General features: G+C 60.5%; 25 protein-coding genes and 1 tRNA gene. 23 read left to right on the top strand and 3 right to left on the bottom strand.

All coding sequences use genetic code 11. The features are described 5' to 3' along the window. Window positions 1-99: 99 nt before the first annotated feature. The 3 genes from PH603_RS10670 to PH603_RS10660 all read left to right on the top strand — a co-directional run bounded on the left by PH603_RS10670 (window position 100) and on the right by PH603_RS10660 (window position 2,147). Window positions 100-579, top strand: coding sequence for a MarR family winged helix-turn-helix transcriptional regulator (locus PH603_RS10670; protein WP_289502514.1), 480 nt, complete (start codon window positions 100-102; stop codon window positions 577-579). Between the two features lie 107 nt (window positions 580-686). Continuing rightward, window positions 687-1,904, top strand: a complete 1,218-nt coding sequence (gene hemA / locus PH603_RS10665) for a 5-aminolevulinate synthase (RefSeq protein WP_353507405.1) — start codon at window positions 687-689, stop codon at window positions 1,902-1,904. A 15-nt stretch (window positions 1,905-1,919) separates the two neighbouring features. Then, on the top strand, window positions 1,920-2,147 hold the full coding sequence (locus PH603_RS10660) for a DUF6898 family protein (RefSeq protein ID WP_289502512.1): 228 nt from the start codon (window positions 1,920-1,922) through the stop codon (window positions 2,145-2,147). A gap of 77 nt (window positions 2,148-2,224) precedes the next feature. On the opposite strand, the gene PH603_RS10655 is transcribed toward PH603_RS10660, so the two are convergent. Continuing rightward, a complete protein-coding gene (locus PH603_RS10655) occupies window positions 2,225-2,638 on the bottom strand; it encodes a Ros/MucR family transcriptional regulator (RefSeq protein ID WP_353507354.1) in 414 nt (137 codons plus the stop codon). Window positions 2,639-2,941: 303 nt separating this feature from the next. On the opposite strand from PH603_RS10655, the gene rpiB reads away from it, so the two are divergent. From rpiB to PH603_RS10600, 11 genes are all read left to right on the top strand, one after another. Further along, window positions 2,942-3,385, top strand: a complete 444-nt coding sequence (gene rpiB / locus PH603_RS10650) for a ribose 5-phosphate isomerase B (protein ID WP_289502510.1) — start codon at window positions 2,942-2,944, stop codon at window positions 3,383-3,385. A 46-nt stretch (window positions 3,386-3,431) separates the two neighbouring features. Next, on the top strand, window positions 3,432-4,724 hold the full coding sequence (gene glyA / locus PH603_RS10645; protein WP_289502509.1) for a serine hydroxymethyltransferase: 1,293 nt from the start codon (window positions 3,432-3,434) through the stop codon (window positions 4,722-4,724). Between the two features lie 63 nt (window positions 4,725-4,787). Next, window positions 4,788-5,261 carry a transcriptional regulator NrdR gene (gene nrdR / locus PH603_RS10640; RefSeq protein ID WP_289502508.1) on the top strand — a complete coding sequence of 158 codons (474 nt, stop codon included), beginning with the start codon at window positions 4,788-4,790 and terminating at the stop codon, window positions 5,259-5,261. Continuing rightward, complete coding sequence (ribD, locus tag PH603_RS10635; RefSeq protein ID WP_289502507.1) at window positions 5,262-6,365, top strand: bifunctional diaminohydroxyphosphoribosylaminopyrimidine deaminase/5-amino-6-(5-phosphoribosylamino)uracil reductase RibD; 1,104 nt, start codon at window positions 5,262-5,264, stop codon at window positions 6,363-6,365. Between the two features lie 9 nt (window positions 6,366-6,374). Beyond that, window positions 6,375-6,974, top strand: coding sequence for a riboflavin synthase (locus PH603_RS10630; RefSeq protein ID WP_289502506.1), 600 nt, complete (start codon window positions 6,375-6,377; stop codon window positions 6,972-6,974). Between the two features lie 3 nt (window positions 6,975-6,977). Further along, window positions 6,978-8,081 (top strand): 3,4-dihydroxy-2-butanone-4-phosphate synthase, encoded by a 1,104-nt coding sequence (ribB, locus tag PH603_RS10625; protein WP_289502505.1) that lies wholly within the window; start codon window positions 6,978-6,980, stop codon window positions 8,079-8,081. A 52-nt stretch (window positions 8,082-8,133) separates the two neighbouring features. Continuing rightward, window positions 8,134-8,580 (top strand): 6,7-dimethyl-8-ribityllumazine synthase, encoded by a 447-nt coding sequence (locus PH603_RS10620; RefSeq protein ID WP_289502504.1) that lies wholly within the window; start codon window positions 8,134-8,136, stop codon window positions 8,578-8,580. Beyond that, the gene (nusB, locus tag PH603_RS10615) at window positions 8,580-9,044 is read left to right on the top strand and encodes a transcription antitermination factor NusB (protein WP_289502503.1); all 465 of its coding nucleotides are present in this window, start codon (window positions 8,580-8,582) and stop codon (window positions 9,042-9,044) included. Before PH603_RS10620 ends, nusB begins: the two co-directional genes overlap by 1 nt. 26 nt (window positions 9,045-9,070) lie before the next feature. Then, on the top strand, window positions 9,071-10,030 hold the full coding sequence (thiL, locus tag PH603_RS10610) for a thiamine-phosphate kinase (protein WP_289502502.1): 960 nt from the start codon (window positions 9,071-9,073) through the stop codon (window positions 10,028-10,030). 17 nt (window positions 10,031-10,047) lie between these two features. Next, on the top strand, window positions 10,048-10,563 hold the full coding sequence (locus PH603_RS10605; protein ID WP_289502501.1) for a hypothetical protein: 516 nt from the start codon (window positions 10,048-10,050) through the stop codon (window positions 10,561-10,563). A gap of 268 nt (window positions 10,564-10,831) precedes the next feature. Continuing rightward, the gene (locus PH603_RS10600; protein WP_289502500.1) at window positions 10,832-12,922 is read left to right on the top strand and encodes a sodium-translocating pyrophosphatase; all 2,091 of its coding nucleotides are present in this window, start codon (window positions 10,832-10,834) and stop codon (window positions 12,920-12,922) included. A 75-nt stretch (window positions 12,923-12,997) separates the two neighbouring features. Here PH603_RS10600 and PH603_RS10595 read toward each other — a convergent pair whose 3' ends face one another. Next, entirely contained in the window at window positions 12,998-13,483 is a 486-nt protein-coding gene (locus tag PH603_RS10595) for an outer membrane protein assembly factor BamE (protein WP_289502499.1), read from the bottom strand. 150 nt (window positions 13,484-13,633) lie between these two features. Between PH603_RS10595 and PH603_RS10590 the strand changes: the two genes are divergently transcribed. From PH603_RS10590 to PH603_RS10565, 6 genes are all read left to right on the top strand, one after another. Then, window positions 13,634-14,179 carry a ubiquinol-cytochrome C chaperone family protein gene (locus PH603_RS10590; RefSeq protein WP_289502498.1) on the top strand — a complete coding sequence of 182 codons (546 nt, stop codon included), beginning with the start codon at window positions 13,634-13,636 and terminating at the stop codon, window positions 14,177-14,179. Between the two features lie 3 nt (window positions 14,180-14,182). After that, entirely contained in the window at window positions 14,183-14,731 is a 549-nt protein-coding gene (locus PH603_RS10585; protein ID WP_289502497.1) for a YceD family protein, read from the top strand. 143 nt (window positions 14,732-14,874) lie between these two features. Then, window positions 14,875-15,918 (top strand): phosphate acyltransferase PlsX, encoded by a 1,044-nt coding sequence (gene plsX / locus PH603_RS10580; protein ID WP_289502496.1) that lies wholly within the window; start codon window positions 14,875-14,877, stop codon window positions 15,916-15,918. Window positions 15,919-16,071: 153 nt separating this feature from the next. Continuing rightward, the gene (locus PH603_RS10575) at window positions 16,072-16,362 is read left to right on the top strand and encodes an integration host factor subunit alpha (RefSeq protein WP_289502495.1); all 291 of its coding nucleotides are present in this window, start codon (window positions 16,072-16,074) and stop codon (window positions 16,360-16,362) included. Then, on the top strand, window positions 16,359-16,943 hold the full coding sequence (locus PH603_RS10570) for a MerR family transcriptional regulator (protein WP_289502494.1): 585 nt from the start codon (window positions 16,359-16,361) through the stop codon (window positions 16,941-16,943). Before PH603_RS10575 ends, PH603_RS10570 begins: the two co-directional genes overlap by 4 nt. Before the next feature lie 121 nt (window positions 16,944-17,064). Beyond that, window positions 17,065-17,141: transfer RNA gene (locus PH603_RS10565), tRNA-Pro, on the top strand. A gap of 44 nt (window positions 17,142-17,185) precedes the next feature. Here PH603_RS10565 and PH603_RS10560 read toward each other — a convergent pair. Further along, on the bottom strand, window positions 17,186-17,722 hold the full coding sequence (locus PH603_RS10560; RefSeq protein WP_289502493.1) for a hypothetical protein: 537 nt from the start codon (window positions 17,720-17,722) through the stop codon (window positions 17,186-17,188). A 207-nt stretch (window positions 17,723-17,929) separates the two neighbouring features. Here PH603_RS10560 and PH603_RS10555 point away from each other — a divergent pair, with 207 nt between their 5' ends. The 3 genes from PH603_RS10555 to scpA are packed head-to-tail and all read left to right on the top strand — an operon-like array spanning window position 17,930 to window position 22,779. Continuing rightward, a complete protein-coding gene (locus PH603_RS10555; RefSeq protein ID WP_289502492.1) occupies window positions 17,930-18,742 on the top strand; it encodes a sulfite exporter TauE/SafE family protein in 813 nt (270 codons plus the stop codon). A gap of 48 nt (window positions 18,743-18,790) precedes the next feature. After that, window positions 18,791-20,629 (top strand): methylmalonyl-CoA mutase family protein, encoded by a 1,839-nt coding sequence (locus PH603_RS10550; protein WP_289502491.1) that lies wholly within the window; start codon window positions 18,791-18,793, stop codon window positions 20,627-20,629. Further along, window positions 20,626-22,779 (top strand): methylmalonyl-CoA mutase, encoded by a 2,154-nt coding sequence (scpA, locus tag PH603_RS10545; RefSeq protein ID WP_289502490.1) that lies wholly within the window; start codon window positions 20,626-20,628, stop codon window positions 22,777-22,779. Before PH603_RS10550 ends, scpA begins: the two co-directional genes overlap by 4 nt. The last annotated feature ends 1 nt before the right edge of the window (window position 22,780 follow it).

The raw sequence follows: 22,780 nt of genomic DNA, 5'->3' as shown, positions 1-22,780 counted from the left end.
GGCAATTTTAGGTTTAACTTTGCGTTAAGCTTTGTGCGAAACAGTGCGGCAAATGGTAACAGTTCGACGAAAATTCGGACAGAAATCAGGCGAACAAAAATGAACGACTACAATTTTGACGATCCCAAGTTCCTGTTCCACGACCTTCTGTCGCTGGTCGAACGCCTTCACCGCCGCCTCCTTGACGTGATCAAGGACCAGCTGGACCGTGCCGGTCTTGAGGACCTGAACCCGGTTCAGGCGCTGCTCGTCTATAATATCGGCGAGAATGAAATGACGGCGGGCGAGCTGAAAACCCGTGGCTATTACCAGGGCTCCAACGTTTCCTATAACCTCAAGAAGCTCGTCGAGATGGGCTATATGCGCCATGAACGTTCGGATTTCGACCGTCGTTCGGTGCGGATCTCACTGACGGACGAGGGCTATGTGGTGCGTGATATGGTCGAGAAACTCTACCAGAATCACCTGGAAGAAATCCTTGCCGACAACCTGTTGTCGCCGGAAGAACTGAAGAGCCTGCGTCGCAATCTCAGAAACCTCGAGCGCTTCTGGTCCGACAAGCTGCACTTCGGGATGTAAGTCGCACATTGCTGCGACAAATTGGCCACTGGACTAGCTTCGCATGGTTGCGCTAAACATGCCGCGCCGATACACTGGCGCGGTATATGACAGTTGGACAGTGCCTGATGGATTACGAAAAAGTATTCGCCGACGCGATTGCCGCCATTCAAGCTGAAGGGCGTTATCGTGTATTCGCGGATATTTCCCGCCACCGTGGGGAATTCCCCCGCGCGACCCGTTTTGATGCCGGCGACAATGCCCGTGCGATCACGGTCTGGTGCTCCAACGATTATCTCGGCATGGGGCAGCACCCGACTGTGCTTGACGCCATGCACAAGGCGCTTGATGAAACCGGCGCTGGTGCCGGCGGCACCCGCAACATCGCGGGCAACCATCATTACCATGTGCTTCTGGAGCGCGAACTGGCCGACCTGCACGGCAAGGAATCGGCGCTTCTCTTTACCTCGGGCTATATTTCGAACGAGGCGACGCTTTCAACGCTCGCCAAGGTTCTCCCGAACTGCATCGTTTTCTCGGACGCGCTGAACCATGCCTCGATGATCCAGGGTATCCGCAACAGCGGCGCCGAGCGGCACATTTTCCGCCATAATGATCTCGAACATCTTGAGGAGCTTCTGAAGGCCGCCGATCCGTCGCGCCCGAAGCTCATCGCGTTCGAATCCGTTTACAGCATGGACGGCGATATCGCGCCGATCGAAGCCATCTGTGACCTTGCCGACAAATATGACGCCATGACCTACCTTGACGAAGTGCATGCCGTTGGCATGTATGGCCCGCGCGGTGGTGGCGTGTCGGAGCGTGACAAGGTCGCGCACCGCCTGACCGTGATTGAAGGCACGCTCGGCAAGGCTTTTGGCGTGATGGGCGGCTATATCGCCGCGTCCAAAACGCTTGTTGATGTTGTTCGCTCGATGGCATCGGGCTTTATCTTCACGACCTCGTTGTCGCCGGTACTGGCGGCTGGGGCGCTGGCGAGCATTCGTCACCTGAAAGTCAGCCAGATCGAACGTGACGGCCAGCAGGCCCGCGCGGCCGAACTGAAGCGTCGCTTCCGGGCGGCCGGCCTGCCGGTGATGGAATCGGTCAGCCATATCGTACCGCTTTTCGTGGGCGATCCGGTGCTTTGCAAGGAAGTGTCCGACACGCTTCTCAATGAATACGGTGTCTATGTGCAGCCGATCAATTATCCGACCGTGCCGCGCGGCACCGAGCGCCTGCGTTTCACGCCCGGCCCCATGCATGACGACAGCATGATGGATGCGCTGGTTGCAGCCCTTGTCGATATCTGGGCGCGGCTCGGGCTCAAGAAGAAAGCGTCCTGACCGGGACGCATCACCATGGCAGGCGCCGGGGTCATCATCGAATTCATCAAGGTGGGCACAGTCGTGAAGGTCACGGCTGTGTGCGAACGTACGGGGCTTGAAGTCAGTCTCGTGGGGGACCCGCGCGCCAGCCGCGCGGAGCTGGAGCGTCTGGCCGTTCGCAAGCTTGAATATGTGCGGGCGAAGAAGGCTGCGGAGGGGGGCGGCGGGCCGGGCGGCGGCCGCGGTGGCATCCTCACCTGACAAATAATAAGGTTAATGAACTAAAGTAAAAAGCCCGGCAATGACCGGGCTTTTACATGAATTTAGGGTAAATTCTATTAGCGCTTGCCGAGGCCGATTTTCTTCGCGAAGGCCGAACGCTGCTTGGCGTAATTCGGGGCGACCATCGGATAATCTGCCGGCAGGTTCCACTTCGCGCGGTATTCTTCCGGGGTCAGATTATAGCGCGTGCGGAGATAACGTTTCAGCATTTTCAGCTTCTTACCGTCCTCAAGGCAGATGATATAGTCGTCCGTGAAGGATTTTTTCGGCGACACGGCAGGTTTCTGTTCAACTGCCGGCGACTCGGGCTCTGCGCCATTGAGCGACGACAGGGTGCTGAACACCGAATGGATCATGCGTGGCAGATCGTCCGTCGAAATCGTATTATTGCTTACGTAGGCTGTAACAATATCAGCCGTCAGCGCAAGCACATCTTCTCCGATTAGCTTCTGAATTGCATTCCCGGACATTAAAATCCACCTCGACTTCTTGACATGTGATGATTTTATATTGCTGAAAGCAGGGGGGCTTTCAACAAGAAATAGCGATGACGTGCCACTCAATAGCTTTGAATTGGTTAAGCTTCCGCTAATTTTCCGAAAATTTTATCGATTGTAAGAGGCTAGTTTAAATTGCCCCGATATCTATACGCTCGTCTTGGGTTACCGGATCTATTGTGCTAAGACGCGGCGGAGCAAAAGACAGGCTGAAAAGGCTTCATCTGGTCTTTTTCTCGCAACTGAAATTCCCCAACCGATACGAATGGACCGATCATGAGCGCCAAACCCATCGCCCTTGCTTCCGATCACGCCGGCTATGCCCTCAAGGAAAAGGTCAAGGAGTGGCTCAAAGCCCGCGGCTATGAAGCGCTGGACCTTGGCGCCCACAGCCTGGATTCGGTCGATTACCCGGACTTTGGTACAGCAGTTGGCGAGGCGATTGCCTCCGGCAAGGCCGAGCGCGGCGTTATTGTTTGCGGTTCCGGCATCGGTATCTCGATTGCCGCAAACCGCAACCCGGCCGTGCGTGCAGCCCTGTGCCAAAGCGGCCTGATGGCCCGCCTGTCGCGCCAGCATAATGACGCCAACGTACTGGCCCTTGGCGCGCGCCTCATCGGCGACGAAGTGGCCATCGATTGCCTGAATGAATTCCTCGACACACCGTTCGAGGGTGGCCGCCATCAACGCCGGGTCGACAAGCTCGGCATTAAAGGCTAAAGACGCGATCAACCGGTTTCTGAGCATAGCGCACGAGGTACTTTCCATGAGCAAATTTACCCAGAATGGCTTCTTTTCAGCCCATGTGGCTGCAACCGACCCCGAACTGAAAGCCGCCCTCGACGGCGAGCTGACCCGTCAGCAGAACCAGATCGAGCTGATCGCGTCTGAAAACATCGTCAGTCGCGCAGTGCTTGAGGCACAGGGCTCGGTCCTGACCAACAAATATGCCGAAGGCTATCCGGGCAAGCGCTACTATCAGGGTTGCCATCAGGTTGATATCGCCGAGAACCTCGCGATCGACCGCGCCAAGAAGCTGTTCAATTGCGAATTCGCCAACGTGCAGCCGCACTCGGGCGCGCAGGCGAACGGCGCCGTGATGCTCGCGCTTGTAAAGCCGGGTGACACCATTCTCGGCATGTCGCTTGATGCAGGTGGCCACCTGACGCACGGTGCGGCCCCGGCGCTTTCGGGCAAATGGTTCAATGCCGTTCAATATGGTGTACGCCGCGAAGACGCGCTCATCGACTATGACGAGGTCGAGCGTCTCGCGAAGGAGCACAAACCGACCCTGATCATCGCCGGCGGCTCGGCTTATCCGCGCGAGATCGATTTCGCTCGCTTCCGCCAGATCGCCGACAGCGTCGGTGCTTACCTGATGGTCGATATGGCCCACTTCGCCGGCCTTGTGGCTGGTGGCGCGCACCCCAGCCCGCTGCCGCACGCCCATGTGGTGACCACGACGACCCACAAAACGCTCCGCGGTCCGCGCGGTGGTATGATCCTCACGAACCACGAGGATGTGGCGAAGAAGATCAACTCGGCCGTCTTCCCGGGCCTGCAGGGCGGTCCGCTCATGCATGTGATTGCCGCCAAGGCTGTCGCCTTCGGTGAAGCACTCCGCCCCGAGTTCAAGGCTTATGCCGGCCAAGTCGTTACGAATGCGGTGGCACTGGCTGCCCGCATGAAGGAAAACGGCTTCGATATCGTCTCAGGTGGCACCGACACGCACGTTGTGCTTGTTGACCTGCGCCCCAAGGGCCTGACCGGTAAAGCAGCTGATGAAGCGCTGGAGCGCGCCCACATGACCTGCAACAAGAACGGCGTTCCGTTTGACCCCGAGAAGCCCTTCATCACTTCGGGCATTCGTCTCGGTACGCCGGCCGGCACGACGCGCGGTTTCGGCGAAGCCGAATTCATCGCGATTGCCGACATGATCACCGAAGTGCTGGATGGCCTCAAAGCCAATCCGGAAAATAACGAGGCGGCTGAAGCCTCGGTCCGCGCCAAGGTGGCCGACCTTTGCAAGCGCTTCCCGATTTACGAAGACCTTGCCTGAAGCTACGCTGGCTGGTGCGGATGGGGGTTCGCACCAGCCGGTTTACCAAGGGGGATTTGATCAATGCGTTGCCCGTTCTGTCAGCATGAAGATACCCAGGTTAAGGATTCACGGCCCACGGAAGACAATTCCGCGATCCGCCGTCGTCGTTCCTGTACTGCCTGTGGCGCCCGCTTCACGACCTTTGAACGCGTGCAGCTGCGTGAGCTGACCGTGATCAAGCGGAACGGTCGTCATGTGCCGTTCGACCGCAACAAACTGGAACGCTCCCTCGATATCGCGCTTCGTAAGCGCCCGGTGGAATCCGAGCGGATCGAACGTATGATCAACGGTATCGTCCGCCAGCTGGAATCGCTGGGTGACAGCGAAGTGCATTCCGACCAGATCGGCAAGTTGGTGATGGAAGGGCTGGAGCGCCTCGATCAGGTTGCCTATGTGCGTTACGCCTCGGTGTACCGTAATTTCCGTGAAGCTTCCGACTTTGCAAACTTCCTCAGCGGCATGGAGCCGACTGACGAGGACGCCGGGGAAGCATGAGTGGCTGGCGCGCCCCAGCAGCCGGATGACGCGCGCCTGATGGGCCATGCCCTGACGCTGGCCCGCCGCGGCATGGGCCGCACTTTCCCGAACCCTTCAGTTGGATGCGTCCTCGTCAAGGACGGTGTCGTCATTGGTCGCGGCTATACGCAACCGGGCGGGCGACCGCATGCCGAAGCCGAAGCACTAAGACGAGCTGGTGGCAGCGCCCGTGGTGCTACTGCCTATGTCACACTGGAACCCTGCGCCCATCACGGCAAAACGCCGCCCTGTGCCGAGGCACTGGTTGCGGCCGGTGTCGCGCGCGTTGTGACGGCGGCAGGCGACCCTGACCCGCGCGTTGCGGGCAGGGGGATTACTATCCTGAAGGCGGCAGGGATCAAGGTCACTGAAGGTGTGCGCAAGGGCGAGGCTGAGGCGATCAACGCCGGTTTCTTCTCGCGCGTTACCACCGGCCAGCCGGCCTTCACCCTGAAGATGGCCACAAGCCTTGATGGTCGCATTGCGCTTTCAAACGGGGAGAGTCGCTGGATCACAGGTCCAGAATCCCGGCACCTGGGGCACATGATGCGTGCCACGCACGATGCCATCCTTGTTGGCATTGGGACGGCGCTTGCCGATGATCCGGTGCTCGATTGCCGGATCGAGGGGCTTGAGGACCGCTCGCCCATCCGGATCGTGCTGGACCGCACCCTGCGTTTGCCTGTTACCTCGAAACTCGTTCAATCAGCGGCTCGTTTGCCGCTGTGGGTCATCACGGAATGCGCGGAAGGCCCCGCCTTTGACGCGCTCGCAGTTGCAGGCGTAAAGCTTCTGAATGTGTCAGACATCCGTGACCTGAACACTGTGGCCATGCTGCTTGGTGACGAAGACCTTACCCGTGTCCTCGTTGAAGGCGGCGGGCGGGTTCATGCCTCGTTCCTGAAGGCCGGGCTCGCAGCACGTGTTGAACATTTCGTGAGCGGCATGGCGCTTGGCGGTGACGCGACGCCCGCAATTGCCGCACTCGGCTTGACGGCGCTCGGTTCAGCGCCCAGATTGAAACTTCATGGGATGCGCCCGCTCGGGCCCGATGTTCTTGCATCCTGGATCAAGGAAGAGTAACGAGGCGGCATGTTTACGGGCATTGTCACGGATGTGGGCGCGGTCAAGGCGCTTGAAAAACGCGGCGACCTTCGGGTTGTCATCGGCACCGGCTACGATCTTTCCGACGTCGCCATCGGGGCCTCCATAGCTTGCGGGGGTGTTTGCCTCACCGTAGTCGACAAGGGCGACGACTGGTTCGCGGCCGACGTTTCGGATGAAACGCTGCGCGTGACCGCCCTTAGGGACTGGCAGGTCGGCAGCCTGATCAATCTCGAACGCTCGCTGAAACTTGGCGACGAGCTTGGCGGCCATATCGTCACCGGCCATGTGGACTGCGTTGGCGCGATCGTTCGGTTTGAAACGGTCGGTGGCTCCATCGCCATGGATATCGAGGTGCCGGCGCGCTGGGGCCGCTATGTTGCAGAAAAGGGCAGTGTGGCGATTAACGGTACGTCGCTCACCGTGAACAAGGTGACGGATACGGCGGATGGCACCGTGATTGCCATCAATCTCATTCCCCACACGCAGGAAGTGACAAGCTTCCGCACCGCCAAAACGGGCGACCGGGTGAATGTGGAATTCGATATTCTCGCGCGCTATGTGGCGCGGCTGACTGAAAGGGCCTGATCGGTGCCGCAATCCTACCTCTCCCCCATCGAGGACGTGATCGAAGACGCCCGTAACGGCCGCATGTATATCCTTGTGGATGACGAAGACCGCGAAAACGAAGGCGACCTGATCATCCCCGCGCAGATGGCGACGCCTGAGGCGATCAACTTCATGGCCAAATATGGCCGCGGCCTGATCTGCCTGCCGCTCACCCGCCAGCGTGTGGGGGAGCTTGGCCTGCCGCTGATGAGCTACAATAACGAAAGCCGTCACCAGACCGCCTTCACCGTTTCGATTGAAGCGAAAACGGGTGTGGCGACCGGTATTTCGGCCGCAGACCGCGCCCGCACCATCGCTGTTGCCATCGATGCATCGAAGGGCAAGGACGATCTCGCCACCCCCGGCCACGTGTTCCCGCTGATGGCGCGTGATGGCGGTGTGCTGGAACGCGCAGGCCATACCGAAGCTTCGGTCGATATTTCGCGGCTTGCGGGCCTTAACCCCTCGGCCGTGATCTGCGAGATCATGAATGACGACGGCACGATGGCGCGCCTGCCTGAGCTTGTGGAGTTCGCCAAAGAGCACAAGATGAAGGTTGCCACCATCCGCGACCTGATCGCATACCGCCTGAAATATGACCATCTGGTGGAAACTATCGCGACGTCGAGCTTCAAGCGTCGCAGCGGTGCTGAATGGACCGTGCGTGTTTATAACGCCACCTCCGACCGCCGCGAAACCGTCGCGCTGGTGCTGGGTGACATCAATGCCGATCAGCCGACGCTCGTTCGCATGCATTCGATGAACCCGTTTGAAGACATGCTCGACGGTGCCAGCCCGCGTTCGGGCCAGCTCGGCCGGGCGCTCGATGTGATCGAAGCTGAAGGCAAGGGCATTGTCGTGCTGTTCCCGGGCCTCGCCGGCATGCGCCCCTCGCAGGCGCTTCAGGCCAAAGCACCGGCAGATGGCCAGCATAATGAACTGCGTGACTATGGTATCGGCGCCCAGATCCTGCGGGATATCGGTGTGCGCCACATGATTCTGCTCTCTAATTCGGCCAGCCACGTCGTGGGCCTTGATGGCTATGGCCTCGATATTGTAGAACACCGCCCAATCCCCGGCGCCTGATGGACGCCCGCCGCCCTGAAGGTGCGGCTGAACAAAGAAAAGGAATGACGCCGTGTCCGACCACAAGCCGCATCTTCTGATCGTGGAAGCGCGCTTCTACACAGACCTCGCCGACGAACTCGTCGCGGGTGCCATTGATGCCATCGAAAAAGCTGGTGCCACGTTTGACCGTGTCGACGTGCCCGGTGCCCTCGAGATTCCGGCGGCGATCAAGTTCGCTCATTCGGGTTCCGGCCTCGATTACGACGGTTACGTTGCCCTTGGCTGCGTGATCCGCGGCGAAACCACGCACTATGACTATGTGTGCGGCGAATCTGCCCGTGGCCTGCAGGAACTGGCGCTGAAATATAATCTCGCCGTCGGTAACGGCATTCTGACCGTTGAAAACGACGACCAGGCCTGGGCGCGCGCGCTGCGCACCAAGAAAAACAAAGGCGCCGACGCTGCCAATGCTGCGATGCGCATGGCTGCGCTCCGCAAAAGCTTCGGCGTAATCTGATGGCCGGCCAGACCCAGAAAAAGCCCGGCGGCCCGCGTAGTGCCGCCCGCCTTGGCGCTGTTCAGGCGCTCTATCAGCTTGGTGTCAGCGACGATCCCAAAGTGCCGCTGGTGATTGAGGAATTCATCCGTCACCGCCTTGGTGCCGAGATCGAAGGCGACCAGTATGTGGAAGCAGATACCGAGCTTTTCGGCGATATCGTGAAGGGTGCGTGGGAACGCCGCGCTGACCTTGACGAAGCGATCCGTGGTTGCCTGGCCGCGGACTGGCCGCTTGAACGCCTTGAAAGCATCATTCATGCGATCTTCCGCGCGGGCGCCTACGAACTTTCGGCGCGCCCCGATGTGCCGACAGCTGTTGTCATCAACGAATATGTCGATGTGGCCCATGCCTTCTACGAACGCACGGAAGCGGCTTTTGTGAACGGCGTGCTCGACAAGCTTGCCCGCACAGCGCGGAGCTGAGCTTACATGGCGGCTGAGCCCAAGGGATGAGCCGGGAATTTGACCTGATCGGGCGCTGCTTCGCGCCGCTCGCCGGCCCTGAAGGGCTCGGCCTCCTTGATGATGCTGCACTTTTCAGCCCCACGCAGGGCCGGGATCTCGTGATCACCAAGGATGTCCTTACAGAGGGCATCCATTTCCTTTCGGATGTCGATCCTGTAACACTTGGCTGGAAGGCCCTGATGGTCAACCTTTCGGACCTCGCCGCCAAGAGCGCCAGTCCGCGCCTCTATTTCGTCGGCCTTTCGGCGCCGAAGGACACACCAGATAGCTGGTTTGAAGGTTTTGCTGAGGGCTTGCGTGCGGCGCAGGAGGCAGGCGGCCTGACGCTCGCGGGCGGTGACAGCACGGGGTCGACCGGCCCTCGCACTATCAGCATCACAGCCATCGGGGAATGCCCCGCAGGCGCCATGATCCGCCGTAATGGCGCCACTGTTGGCGACGATATATGGGTGAGCGGCACGCTCGGCGATGCCGCACTTGCGCTTGGCGCCATGCTAAAGGGCGGGGAGCCCGACGCGGCATTGCGCCAAAGGCTTGAGCAGCCGGTGGCGCGACTTGAACTGGGTACGCAACTGCGTGGGCTGGCGACAGCATCAGCAGACGTTTCTGACGGGTTGATCGCGGATGCCGGACATATCGCCAAGGCATCAGGTGTGCAGATGGTTGTTGAACGAACCCTGCTGCCGGTTTCTGAAGCCGCGCTGGCATGCCTGAAAGAAAATCCCGGCCTCGACCATTGCATCTGGTCAGGCGGCGACGATTATGAACTGGTTTTCACTGCGCCCGCTTTCCTGCGGGAGAAGATACTGGCTGCCGGCACCTTGGCAGGTGTTCCGGTCACCCGTGTCGGACGTGTGGAAACGGGTGAGGGTGTCGTGATGGTTGATCAGGCGGGGGTGCCTGTGCAAACTGGCGCCGGCGGATACAGCCATTTTGGCGATTGAGTGGAAAGGGAGCAAGTATGGCAGCTGAAGACGCAGCACAACCAGGTGGTGGCAAAGGGAGCAAGATGCTCCTGATCGTCGGCCTTGTCCTCGGGCTTGGCCTCGGTGCCGGGGGCGGCTTCTTCCTTTTCGGCAATCAGGCGGAAGAGGGCGCGGCGGACGAGCATGCGGCAGCCGAGCCGGAAGTGCCTGCAGGCCCAACCGACCCGCAAAGCCACACGATCGAGCGGCTGGCTGTGCCGATCTATGCCTCGCGCGGCGGCAAGATGAGCTTCCTTGGCAATTATTTCATCGACCTGACGATTGAAGTCGATGGTGCCGAGAATCTGGACAAGGTCCGTGCCGCTGGCCCGCGCCTCCAGCATGCCTTCATTTCGGCGATCAGCAAGACCGATCTGATGCGCGCCGACAGCCCGATGGAGCTTGATCTCGACAAGGCCGCCGACGTGCTGAAAGAACGGGCCAACAGCGTGCTTGGTAACGATGTTGTCTATGCCGTCAGCGTATCGAAAGCGGTGCGCGCGTCGCGCTGATTTTCGATAAGATACTGCTATCACAGTTGAAAGCGCTCCATTCGGGGCGCTTTTTGCTTCTGAAAGTGCCCCCTTGCGCCCCGCGAAATCGGTCCCTAGACTGATCCTGTTCGACCTTCGGAAGTTTTGGGGGAGGGTCGGGCCGTTAACGTGAGTGGCCTCGGGGAAAGGCAGACTGTTACGCGTTCCAAGCCCCTGAAGGCTGCTCGCCAAGTGGTTAAACCATATTGGGTCTCAGAGTTCGGCCTGTTCGAGGGGGATAATTCACATGCAAGTGTTATACGCTGCTATTCTGTGCGGCGTCTTGGCCGTGGTTTACGGCATCATTACGCGTCAATCCATTCTGTCGGCCTCTGCCGGCAACGAAAAAATGCAGGAAATCGCAGGCGCCATCCAGGAAGGTGCAAAGGCTTACCTGAACCGCCAATATCGCACCATTGCGATTGTAGGCGTGGCGGTTGCCATCGCGCTCTTCTTTGCCATCGGCGGCCTCGCGGCCGCCGGTTTTGTAATCGGCGCGGTGCTTTCAGGCGTGGCGGGCTTCATCGGGATGCTGATTTCGGTGAAAGCGAACGTCCGCACCACCGAAGCCGCACGCACCAGCCTGCAGGCGGGCCTCACCATCGCCTTCAAATCAGGCGCGGTGACCGGCATGCTGGTGGCGGGCCTTGGTCTCATAGCCATTGCGGGCTATTACACCTACCTCACTGGCGCACGGGGCTATGACCCGACAAGCCGCGAGGTGATCGATGCGCTCGTCGCCCTAGGCTTCGGCGCCTCGCTCATTTCGATCTTTGCGCGCCTCGGCGGCGGCATCTTCACCAAGGGTGCAGACGTGGGCGCCGACCTTGTGGGCAAGGTGGAAGCCGGCATCCCCGAGGATGACCCGCGCAACCCGGCCGTTATCGCCGATAACGTCGGTGATAACGTGGGCGACTGTGCCGGTATGGCGGCTGACCTTTTCGAGACCTATGTGGTGACCATCGGTGCCACCATGGTGCTGTCAGCACTGTTTATCACGAGCAACACCGCCGCAGTGATGAGCTTGCCGCTGATCATTGGTGGCGCCTGCATCATCACCTCGATCATCGGCACCTATTTTGTGAAGCTGGGCAAAAGCCAGAATATCATGGGGGCTCTTTACAAGGGCTTCACTGTCACAGCACTCAGTTCTGCTGCCATCATGTGGTTCGCAATGGAGTGGGGTCTGGGCGGCGACCTTGGCACGGTAATCACCACCAAGTCGGGAATGACTTTCACAGGTGTTGATCTCTATTATTGCGGGATCGTCGGCCTTGTGGTCACAGGCCTGATCATCTGGATCACCGAATATTACACGGGCACCGACTACCGGCCCGTACGGTCGATCGCCAAGGCTTCGGAAACCGGCCATGGCACCAACGTGATCCAGGGCCTTGCCGTGTCGCTTGAAGCCACGGCACTGCCGACCATTGTGATCTGTGTCGGTATCATCGTGGCTTACAATATGGCGGGCCTCATCGGCCTTGGCTTTGCGGCTACCGCGATGCTGGCGCTTGCTGGCATGGTTGTAGCCCTTGATGCCTACGGTCCGGTCACCGACAACGCTGGCGGCATTGCTGAAATGGCTGGTCTTGAGGATGACGTGCGCGAGCGCACCGATGCCCTTGATGCGGTTGGCAACACCACTAAGGCGGTAACCAAGGGCTACGCCATCGGTTCGGCAGGCCTCGCGGCTCTCGTGCTGTTCGGTGCCTACACGGCGGACCTGGAGACCTACTTCGGGCATGTAGCGGTCGATTTCGGCCTCTCGAACCCCTATGTGGTGGTCGGCCTGTTCCTTGGTGCCTTGCTGCCGTATCTCTTCGGTGCGATGGGCATGACAGCCGTTGGTCGGGCAGGTGGTGCCGTGGTTGAGGAAGTCCGTGCCCAGTTCCGGGAAAATCCCGGCATCATGGCCGGCACCTCGAAGCCCGACTATGCCCGTTCGGTGGACCTTCTGACCAAATCGGCGATCCGCGAGATGATCGTGCCGAGCCTGCTGCCGATTGCGGCACCTATCATCACCTTCTATGTGATCAAGGCGATTGCGGGCGAGGGGGCAGCTTTTGCAGCCCTTGGCGCGCTTCTCCTTGGGGTGATCGTGGGCGGCCTGTTCGTGGCGCTTTCCATGACCGCCGGTGGCGGTGCCTGGGATAATGCCAAGAAATATATCGAAGACGGCAATCACGGCGGCAAGGGCTCGGAAGCCCACAAGGCAGCCGTGACCGGCGATACCGTTGGTGATCCCTACAAGGATACGGCAGGCCCTGCCGTGAACCCGATGATCAAGATCACCAATATCGTGGCCCTTCTTCTCCTCGCCATGATGGCGCACTAAGGAAGCTGGTAGCCCAAAAAAAGAAAAGCCCCGGTTTCCGCCGGGGCTTTTGCTTTGAAGTGTTGAACGCGGTGATCAGCCGTTCGGGCCGACGGTCCCTTCGGCACCCACAGGCGCTTGGCCGGAGAAGCGGCCAACATTCATGAAAATCTGCTGGAAGATATTCAGCTCGCGGCCACGCGTCGGGGTCTTGTCGGCCACCGGCGTGATGGTGCGCGTGTGCGAAAGATCGTAGTTGGTGATGTCCTCCACCACGCCCGCATCGTTGAAGCGGATGGCCAGCACGCGGTGCTCTTTGGGATCAGGCCAGAAAACCGGGCGCACGCGCACGGTGGTCGATACATAATACCAGGTCGCATCGTTGAATTCGCCCGGCAGCGTCGGCGTGCCGAGGGTCGATGTCACGGAATCGCGGTTATCAACGCCGGGCTGGATAGCTGCGGCCAGTTCCTTGTCGAACACATAGCCGCGCACCATGCGGGTATCGCTACAGGCGCCAAGGCCAACGGCAAGCGTGGCAACGGCAATCAGGCGGGCCGGAAGGGCAGTCTTGAAAATCATGCGGGTCCTGTCCAGTTTCAGTTCTGCCGGGGTGGAGCATCGGCCTCGCCCGGCGGGTTGCTCATTGATAGCCCCTAATCATTGCGCCGCGCAAGGCTCCATGATAAGCCCCTCGGCGACAAAAGATGTTTCTCGGAAGGTTAGGCTTGCATGCTGAAACGCTGGCTCAACAATCGCCGCCTGCAGATAAGCGGTTACAAGCTTTATGGCGCGGTCGTGGACCGGGCGCGTGACCCTGTCTATTACACCGACCACGGCGTGGAAGACACGGTCGAAGGCCGGTTCGACATGATCTGCCTGCATCTTTTCATCCTGTCCTGCCGCCTGTTGGCGATGGGCGACCGGGGGCAGGTGCTGCAGCGCGCCGCGCAGGAAGCCATGATCGCCGATATGGACCGCTCCTTGCGCGAAATGGGGGTCGGTGACCTCAGCGTCGGCAAGGAAGTGAAAAAGATGGGCGCTGCCTGGTTCGGGCGTCTTGCCGCCTATGATATGGCGGTCGGCAGCGATGCGCCGCTCGAGGCGCTCACCGATGCAATCCGGCGGAACGTGTACCGCGAGGCCGAAACGCCGCATGCCGCAAAGCTCGCGGCTTACGTGCTGGCTGCAATCGATGCTCTAAAGAATGTGTCTGACGAGGCACTCAGTGATGCTAAACTGTCGCTTCCGGCAGTTGGCGAACTTGTGAAGGATTGACGCATGGCCCAGACCATTCATGCCGATAGCGTATTCCCGGTGGCTGATGTGGACCGCGAGCCGCGCTCCTTTGCCTTCACGGCCACGGAAGCTGAATGCACAGCGATTGCCGAGCGCTTTTCCCTGAAGGCCGTGAACAAGCTGACGGCAGAAGCCAGCCTTTCCGCCCCCGGTCGGGGCCGCGGCATCATGCTTTCCGGTCACCTGCAGGCGGATATCATCCAGCGCTGCGGCGTCACACTCGCCGATGTGCCAGAAATTGTGGACAGCAGTTTCGAGCTGATGCTGGTGACCCCGGAAGAGGCCGACCGGCTGGACGCCGACGAAGCCTATCTCGATCCCGAAATTCCGGACTATGACGCGCTTGAGGGCGACAAGGTGCCGCTAGGCGAGATTCTGGTGCAGACGCTTGCGGTTCTGATGAACCCGTGGCCGCGTGCGGAAGGGGCCGAGCTTGATACCGGCAACGCGCAGGGCGTGGAAGTCGATGCACCGGAAACCGATAAACCGAACCCGTTTGCCGCGCTGGCAGGCCTTCGTGACAAGCCTTGAACGCTTGTCGAAACTATTTACTCTAACCTGAAACAGGGGTAAGCCCTTTCGGGTGCCTATTGCCTGCGGGCTTCTATTAGCCTGCAATCCGCTGGGGGGTGGATGGCGAGACGCACCAGGGGCAACAAGAATAGGTCAGTTGAGTGAGTGACAAAGCGAAAATCGCGGTCGACGCCATGGGCGGCGACCATGCCCCGCAAATGGTGATCGAGGGACTGGCTGCAGCCCGCGTCCTCTATCCGGGTGTGCGGTTTGTGATCTTCGGGGACGAGAATGTCCTGCGGCCGATGCTGGCGAGCTTTCCGGAACTTGATGCGGCAAGCGACCTTGTCCACACCGATGAAGTGGTGACAAGCGACTGCAAGCCTTCGCAGGCACTGCGGCGCAGCCGTCAGTCCTCGATGGGTCTTGCGCTGCAGGCGGTGAAGGACGGCGAGGCCGATGTGGCGGTTTCTGCCGGCAACACCGGCGCGCTGATGGCGCTCGCCAAATTCATCCTGCGCACCATGCCGGGGATCGAGCGTCCCGCGCTTGTCGCCCCTGTCCCCACACTGCGCGGTGAAAGCGTGATGCTGGACCTCGGCGCCAACGTGGAATGCGATACCCGCAACCTTGTGGAATTCGCCGTGATGGGTGCAGCTTACGCCCGCACCGTGCTTGGCCTCAGCCGCCCGACCGTGGCGCTTCTGAACGTCGGTGTCGAGGAGCTGAAAGGCAAGGAAACGCTGCGTGAAGCGGCGGACATCCTGAAACAGGCAAGCCATATCCCGATGGAATTCGTGGGCTTCACCGAAGGCGACGCCATCGGGGCAGGGGCTGTGGACGTGGTTGTGGCCGATGGCTTCACCGGCAATATCGCGTTGAAAACCGCCGAAGGCACCGCCCGCTTCATGGGGGAACTTTTGCGCCGCGCGTTCGGCTCGTCGCTCCTTGCCAAGATCGGCTATCTGTTCGCCCGCCGGGGGCTGCGTCAGCTGCGCGAGCATCTGGACCCCAACAACCATAACGGCGGCGTGTTCCTTGGTCTCAACGGCCTCGTGGTGAAAAGCCATGGCGGCGCGTCGGCCGAGGGCTTCAAAACGGCTGTCATCACGGCGATCGATATGGTTGAGGCTGATCTGATTCGGCTCATTTCCGCCGATCTGCCGGATGTGCCGGGGCATGAAGAGGAAGCCGGGGCGGCCTGAAATGGCTTGAAACCCGCAGTTTCACATCAAAAACCCTCTATAAGTCGTTATAAAATATATGCAAAAGGTGGGGCCTGATTGACAGGCCCGCCGCCTTCCCTTACCTTATGAAGTCTGGCCATGTTGCCAGTGCTGATAGCGAAAGGGATCGCCATGAGCCACAAGACGCTGACCCGCGCCGACCTGACGGAAGCGGTTTACGAAGAAGTGGGCCTGTCGCGCAACGAATCCGCCGCCCTCGTGGAAGCGGTTCTCGGCGAGATTTCCGACTGCCTGGTTGACGGCGAGAATGTGAAAATCTCGTCCTTCGGCAGCTTCCTCGTCCGCCAGAAAAACGGCCGCATGGGCCGCAATCCGAAAACCGGCGATGAAGTGCCGATCGATCCGCGCCGGGTGCTGGTTTTCCGGCCGAGCCAGGTCATGAAAGACCGGATCAACGATTGATCGAACCGACGACGAGTAAGGTGGTGCAAGTGGACGACGGAGACCTGCGAGGGCGGGGTGGCAAGGCTCGCGAAGCCTTCCGGACCATTTCGGAAGTCGCCGAAGAAATGGACCTGCCGCAGCATGTGCTCCGTTTCTGGGAAAGCAAATTCTCGCAAATTCGCCCGCTCAAACGTGGCGGCAACCGCCGCTACTACCGTCCTGAAGACGTCACACTCCTCTTTGCCATCAAGAAACTGCTGCATTCGGACGGTTACACCATCCGCGGTGTGCAGAAGCTGTTCAAGGAACAGGGCGTGAAGGCCACCGTGCAGCAGACGCTGCAGGATGATGACCTGCCGCTTGATCCCGATGAGGACGGCGCCACCGGCGTGGAGGAAAAGGCCGCGCCCGCTGCGCCTGCCGCTGTGGCTAGGGCACCTCAGGCCCCACAGCCGCCCGTGCGCCCTGTGGCCGCCGCCCCGCAAGCGACGCCGGCAACCGTGGTGCAATTGCCGCGTGGTGCCGACCGCGCGCAGGTGAAACGCCGCCTTGGTGAACTGCTGGCCGAGCTCCGCCGCCTGCGCAACACGCTTGGCTAACTGCCTTTTCCGGCACGCTGAAAAAACTTCACCCAAACACGAATTGCGCTGTTGCAGACCCGGTTTGCCGCCGCTATAGTCCGCGCCGCCCACACCCCGCTGATGAGGCAATTTTCTCGGACGGGAAGTAGCTCAGCCTGGTAGAGCACTACGCTGGGGGTGTAGGGGTCGCAGGTTCGAATCCTGTCTTCCCGACCAATGAAGAGGTCAGCGAGCAATCGCTGGCCTCTTTTGTTTAGCGTTCATGACCAAGGGCCAAAATAGACGGCCTGCATTTTCTTCGGAACAAGCACAAACACACCGCAACGGCCCCAGGCGTAATAGTTTTCATCGCTGCTAAAGGCCTCTTCAATCTGCGGGATATAGGCCCTGTCCATTTCCAGAATGTTGCTGTCTATATAGGGCTCTACATAAGCGGCGAACGATAGCTTGCTTGTATCTGATCGACGATTGAGCACGGGGGTCTTCTTCCATTCTCCGAATGCTCGACAGTGGACGTCGCGCCCATAGTTTCCTTCTTCCAGACCCGCGATAAACGCATCTGGCGATGCCAGAAGCGCAGCCGCTGTCTCCGGCTTCAAATAATATATCAGAACAGTGATGCCATTGGCGCCGGGGCCAAAGTCGTAGTCGCTGGCTGCATGATAAGCGATCCGCTGAACACCTGCGTTCGCTGGTGCTAGAGATAGATAAAAGCTGTCTGAATAGTACTTCCATGCAAGAAAGGCAGCGACATAAAAGGTAACGACTATCAAGACAGCTGGTTTCCAGTTTCTCATGTCGGTGCCCTTTCTGTAACCGTCTTACAATAGCATCAATGCAATTGATGCACGAATTTTGGCACGACAATGGCGTAATCCGAGGACGGTTCTAATATTTATCAAGTTCAAATGGGCTCAAATCAAATTGGTCCTATCCGCGCTTGACCTTGGCGCCTTATCCCCCCATGCTGCGCCGCAATATTTGTGTCATGAGGGGACGCGGGGTTGACGCCGGATATCCTTCCATTGATGGCCGGGCTGTTTGGCGCCGGGATGCTCGCGGGCCTCATCGCCGGGTTGCTCGGCGTGGGCGGTGGTATTGTGACCATTCCGCCCCTGTTCATCGCCCTTGGCGTGATCGGCGTGCCGGATGCGTGGCATATGCATATGGCGGTCGCCACCTCGCTTGTCATCATCGTCGCCACCAATATGTCCAGCGTTTATGCCCATCATAGGAAGGGCGGGGTGGACTGGGCCGTGGTGAAGGACTGGTGGTGGGTACTTGCCATCATGGCCTTCATTGGCAGCAAATTTGCCGAAACCCTTAAAACGCGTGAACTGGTGTTCATCTTCGCGGGCCTTGCGGCCCTTCTGGCGCTGAAGATGATCCTGCCGCTGGATAGGTTCCGGGTTCAGGGCGGCCTGCCCACCGGCCTCGGGCGTTTCATCGGCCCCGCTGTCATCGGCTTCTTTTCTGCCGTGATGGGGATCGGCGGCGGCAGCTTTTCCGTGCCTTTCCTCACCATTCATGGCATGCCCATCTGGCGCGCGGTTGGCACGTCATCGCTCGCGGGGCTTGTGATCAGCCTCGCTGGCGGTATCGGCTATCTGACTGCCGGGTCAGGCATCACCGGCATGCCAGCGGGCACGGTTGGTTTCGTTTATCTGCCGGCGGCAGGCCTGATGGCTGTCGCTTCCGTTATCACGGCACCCTTGGGGGCAAAGCTCGCCCACAAGCTGCCAAAACAGGTGCTCAGCATCATCTTCGGGCTGTTTCTGGTGCTTGCCACCTGCCGGATGCTCAGTGCCGTGCTATAAGTGGCAAGTGCCACGTTTGACACAAGAAACCTGAAAAAGGGACGGGTCATGGTTCAGAAGACCGATACTTTCATGCTGGGTGATGCTTTCAAGAAGGTCGACAGGGCGGCCTGGCGCGCCATGGTCGACGGAGTCCTGAAAGGCAAGCCTTACGACAAGGTGATGCTCGCCGAGACGCTGGAGGGCCTGACCCTGCAGCCGCTCTATGCTGCCGATAACGCGAGCGTGGAGCCGCAACCGGCTGGCCGCACCGGCGCGTGGGGCATCGATACCCCGCACTGGAACCCCGACGTTGCAGCGACGAATGCCGCGATCCTTGAAGATCTTGAACGCGGCGCCACCGGCATCGTGCTGAAGCTCGCCGCTGGCGGCACACCGGGCATCGCGATCGAACATCTGGGGGAAGCGCTGAAGGGTGTGTATCTGGATCTCGCCCCCGTCACCCTGCTGCCGGGCGAGGATTTCGCGCTGGCATCCGAAGCTTTCCTTGGCCTTGTCGCCGCGCGCGGCCATGCCGCCAGCAGCGTGACAGGCACGCTCGGGATCGATCCCCTAGGCGTGCTGGCCCAAACCGGGCGTCTGCCGCAGAAGCTTGAAGCCGCCATCGCGGATGGTGCCGCCATCGCAGCACGGGTTGCGGAGGCCCCGCCGGGCCTTCGCGCCTTCATGGTTGATGCCGGCATCGTGCAAACGGCGGGCGGCACGGCGCCGATGGAGCTTGGCTATATGCTCTCGGCCGGCCTTGCTTATCTCCGCGCCATGGAAGCTGCCGGTGTGCCGCTCTCCAAAGCAGTCACACAGCTTTCCTTCGTGCTGGCCACTGACCCCGACATGATGATGAGTGTCGCCAAATTCCGCGCTGCCCGTCGCCTGTGGGCGCGGGTGCAGGACGCGATGGATGTGACGGACACCCCGGCAAAGCTTACCGGTGTGCTCAGCCTACGCTCGATGACGATCAAGGACCCGTGGGTGAATATCCTGCGCGCCACGGCAGCGGGCTTTGCAGCCGGCATCGGCGGGGCGGATAGCGTGTGCCTGATGCCGCACGATACGATGCTGGGCCTGCCCAGCGCCTTCTCGCGCCGCATTGCCCGCAATGTGCAGGTGATCCTGCAGGAAGAAAGCAACGCAGCGGTGGTGAATGACCCGGCTGCCGGGGCATGGTCGTTCGAGACAATCACGGCGGAGCTCGCCCGCGAGGCATGGGACTATTTCCAGAAGATTGAAGCCGCAGGTGGTGCCGTTGCCGCGGTGCGCGCCGGGCTCATCGCCGAAGACTGCGCGGCCGTCTGGCAATCCCGCCGCGCCAAACTCGCCACCCGCAAGGAGCCGGTCACCGGCGTCAGCGAGTTTCCGAATATCGACGAGAAGCCGCTTGAGGGCTTTGGCGCGATCCCGGTGGGCGCGCAGCCCGCACGGCATGCTGTTGAGGTCGCACGGTCCTTCGGCTTCCACCGCTATGCGGAGGATTACGAGCGCCTGCGGCTCTTGTCTGACGCCATGCTGGATGAAACCGGCGCGCGGCCAGCCGTATATCTCGCCACGCTCGGCAGCGTTGCCGAACATACGGGCCGTGTTACCTTCGCCAAGAATTTCTTCGAGGCAGGCGGCGTGGCGGCGCATGTGGCTGAAAGTGATGATCTGGCCGCAGGCTTCCGCCAGTCAGGCGCTACGGTTGCAGTGCTTTGCGGCAGTGACGCGCGGTATGAGGAAGAAGGCCTTGCCGCCGTGCAGGCGCTGAAAGACGCAGGCGCCGTGCGCGTCATCATCGCTGGCCGCCCGGCAAACGCCGACAATCTCGCTGCCCACGGGGTCAGCGACTTCATTTTCATGGGCAGCGATGTGATCGCATCACTCAGCCGCTTTTACGAGGGAGAGGCAGCATGAGCCGCATTCCCGATTTCACCAAACTCGCCTACGCACCCGCCAAGGACGGCGCGCCGAAGGGCGGCGACGTATGGACCACGCCTGAGGGCATCGATGTGAAGCCGCACTATACGGCGGCTGATGTTGCAGGCCTCGATTTCCTCGATACATGGCCGGGGGCAGCGCCCTTCCTGCGCGGGCCATACCCCACCATGTATGTGAACCAGCCATGGACGGTGCGCCAATATGCGGGCTTCTCGACCGCCGAGGACAGCAACGCCTTCTACCGCCGCAATCTGGCGGCCGGGCAGAAGGGCCTCTCGGTCGCGTTCGATCTGGCCACCCACCGGGGCTATGATAGCGACCATCCGCGCGTGATGGGCGATGTGGGCATGGCGGGTGTGGCGATCGACAGCATCTACGACATGCGCACGCTGTTTGACCGCATCCCCTTGGACCAGATGTCGGTCTCGATGACCATGAACGGTGCTGTGCTGCCCGTGATGGCGCTTTATATCGTAGCGGCGGAAGAGCAGGGCGTGAGCGCCGACAAGCTTTCCGGGACCATCCAGAATGACATTCTGAAGGAGTTCATGGTCCGCAATACCTATATCTTCCCGCCCACGCCTTCGATGCGGATCATCAGCGATATTTTCGCCTTCACTTCCGCCAACATGCCGAAGTTCAATTCGATCTCGATTTCCGGCTATCACATGCAGGAAGCAGGCGCGACGGCGGATCTGGAACTTGCCTATACGCTCGCCGACGGTGTGGAGTATCTCCGCGCGGGCGTCGAGGCCGGGCTGGACGTTGATGCCTTCGCGCCGCGCCTGTCCTTCTTCTGGGCCATCGGCATGAACTATTTCATGGAAGTCGCCAAGATGCGCGCCGCCCGCATGATCTGGGCGAAGCTCGTGAAGGACTTCAACCCCAAAAGCCCGAAATCGCTAAGCCTCAGGACCCACTGCCAGACCTCCGGCTGGTCCCTGACTGCGCAGGATGTGTTCAATAACGTCAGCCGCACCTGTATCGAGGCAATGGCGGCTGCGCACGGCCACACGCAAAGCCTGCACACCAACGCGCTTGATGAAGCGCTCGCCTTGCCGACCGATTTCTCGGCCCGGATCGCGCGCAACACCCAGCTTTTCATCCAGCAGGAAGTGGGCACCAACCGGGTTATCGACCCGTGGGGCGGCAGCTATTATGTCGAACGCCTGACCGCTGACCTCGCCGCCCGGGCCTGGGGCCATATCCAGGAAGTGGAGCGCGAAGGCGGCATGGCCAAGGCCATCGAGGCCGGCATTCCGAAGCTCAGGATCGAAGACGCCGCCGCCCGCACACAGGCGCGGATCGATAGCGGTCGCCAGACGGTCGTCGGCGTCAACAAATACCGGCTGGACGAGACCGAGGAAATCGATGTCCTCAAGGTCGATAACAGCGCGGTGCGGGCAGCGCAAATCGCCAAGCTTGAACGCCTGCGGGCCGAGCGGAACGACGCTGATGTGGCGCGCACCCTTGACGCCCTCACCAAGGCCGCTGAAACTGGCACCGGCAACCTTCTGGCGCTGTCGGTTGAAGCCGCCCGGGCCAAGGCAACGGTCGGTGAAATCACCACGGCGCTTGAAAAGGTCTATGGCCGCCACAAGGCGGAAATTCGCGCCGTGACCGGCGTTTATGGCAAGGAAGTCGGCTTGACGACGGAAAAGGTTCAAAAGGTACTGAAGCTTGTCGACGCTTTCGAAAAGGCCGATGGCCGCCGCCCGCGTATCCTGATCGCCAAGATGGGGCAGGACGGCCACGACCGCGGCCAGAAGGTGATCGCCTCGGCCTTTGCCGATCTCGGCTTTGACGTGGATATCGGCCCGCTGTTCCAGACGCCTGAGGAAGCCGCCCGACAGGCGGTGGAAAACGACGTTCATATCGTCGGTGCCTCGTCGCTCGCTGCGGGTCACCTCACACTCGTGCCGGCACTGAAGGCCGCACTGAAGGACCTCGGCCGCGAGGATATCATGATCGTTGCCGGTGGCGTGATCCCGCCGCAGGATTATGACGCGCTGAGGAACGCCGGCGCCGAAGCCATCTTCCCGCCGGGCACCGTGATTGCCGATAGCGCTGTGGAGCTTCTTGAAAAGCTCGGCGCCCGGCTTGGTTATGAGCTGAAGGCAGCGTGAG

Source organism: Gimibacter soli (genome assembly GCF_028463845.1).
Classification (GTDB): Bacteria; Pseudomonadota; Alphaproteobacteria; order Sphingomonadales; family Kordiimonadaceae; genus Gimibacter; species Gimibacter soli.
Note: the sequence above shows the minus strand (reverse complement) of the source record. Positions and strands in the feature narration are given on the sequence as shown.

Bases quoted from the DNA above. Each gene is read 5' to 3' on its own strand.
- PH603_RS10670 (WP_289502514.1), top strand. From the start codon at position 100: ATGAACGACTACAATTTTGACGATCCCAAGTTCCTGTTCCACGACCTT.
- hemA (WP_353507405.1), top strand. From the start codon at position 687: ATGGATTACGAAAAAGTATTCGCCGACGCGATTGCCGCCATTCAAGCT.
- PH603_RS10660 (WP_289502512.1), top strand. From the start codon at position 1,920: ATGGCAGGCGCCGGGGTCATCATCGAATTCATCAAGGTGGGCACAGTC.
- PH603_RS10655 (WP_353507354.1), bottom strand. From the start codon at position 2,638: ATGTCCGGGAATGCAATTCAGAAGCTAATCGGAGAAGATGTGCTTGCG.
- rpiB (WP_289502510.1), top strand. From the start codon at position 2,942: ATGAGCGCCAAACCCATCGCCCTTGCTTCCGATCACGCCGGCTATGCC.
- glyA (WP_289502509.1), top strand. From the start codon at position 3,432: ATGAGCAAATTTACCCAGAATGGCTTCTTTTCAGCCCATGTGGCTGCA.
- nrdR (WP_289502508.1), top strand. From the start codon at position 4,788: ATGCGTTGCCCGTTCTGTCAGCATGAAGATACCCAGGTTAAGGATTCA.
- PH603_RS10630 (WP_289502506.1), top strand. From the start codon at position 6,375: ATGTTTACGGGCATTGTCACGGATGTGGGCGCGGTCAAGGCGCTTGAA.
- nusB (WP_289502503.1), top strand. From the start codon at position 8,580: ATGGCCGGCCAGACCCAGAAAAAGCCCGGCGGCCCGCGTAGTGCCGCC.
- thiL (WP_289502502.1), top strand. From the start codon at position 9,071: ATGAGCCGGGAATTTGACCTGATCGGGCGCTGCTTCGCGCCGCTCGCC.
- PH603_RS10605 (WP_289502501.1), top strand. From the start codon at position 10,048: ATGGCAGCTGAAGACGCAGCACAACCAGGTGGTGGCAAAGGGAGCAAG.
- PH603_RS10600 (WP_289502500.1), top strand. From the start codon at position 10,832: ATGCAAGTGTTATACGCTGCTATTCTGTGCGGCGTCTTGGCCGTGGTT.
- PH603_RS10595 (WP_289502499.1), bottom strand. From the start codon at position 13,483: ATGATTTTCAAGACTGCCCTTCCGGCCCGCCTGATTGCCGTTGCCACG.
- PH603_RS10590 (WP_289502498.1), top strand. From the start codon at position 13,634: ATGCTGAAACGCTGGCTCAACAATCGCCGCCTGCAGATAAGCGGTTAC.
- PH603_RS10585 (WP_289502497.1), top strand. From the start codon at position 14,183: ATGGCCCAGACCATTCATGCCGATAGCGTATTCCCGGTGGCTGATGTG.
- PH603_RS10575 (WP_289502495.1), top strand. From the start codon at position 16,072: ATGAGCCACAAGACGCTGACCCGCGCCGACCTGACGGAAGCGGTTTAC.
- PH603_RS10560 (WP_289502493.1), bottom strand. From the start codon at position 17,722: ATGAGAAACTGGAAACCAGCTGTCTTGATAGTCGTTACCTTTTATGTC.
- PH603_RS10550 (WP_289502491.1), top strand. From the start codon at position 18,791: ATGGTTCAGAAGACCGATACTTTCATGCTGGGTGATGCTTTCAAGAAG.
- scpA (WP_289502490.1), top strand. From the start codon at position 20,626: ATGAGCCGCATTCCCGATTTCACCAAACTCGCCTACGCACCCGCCAAG.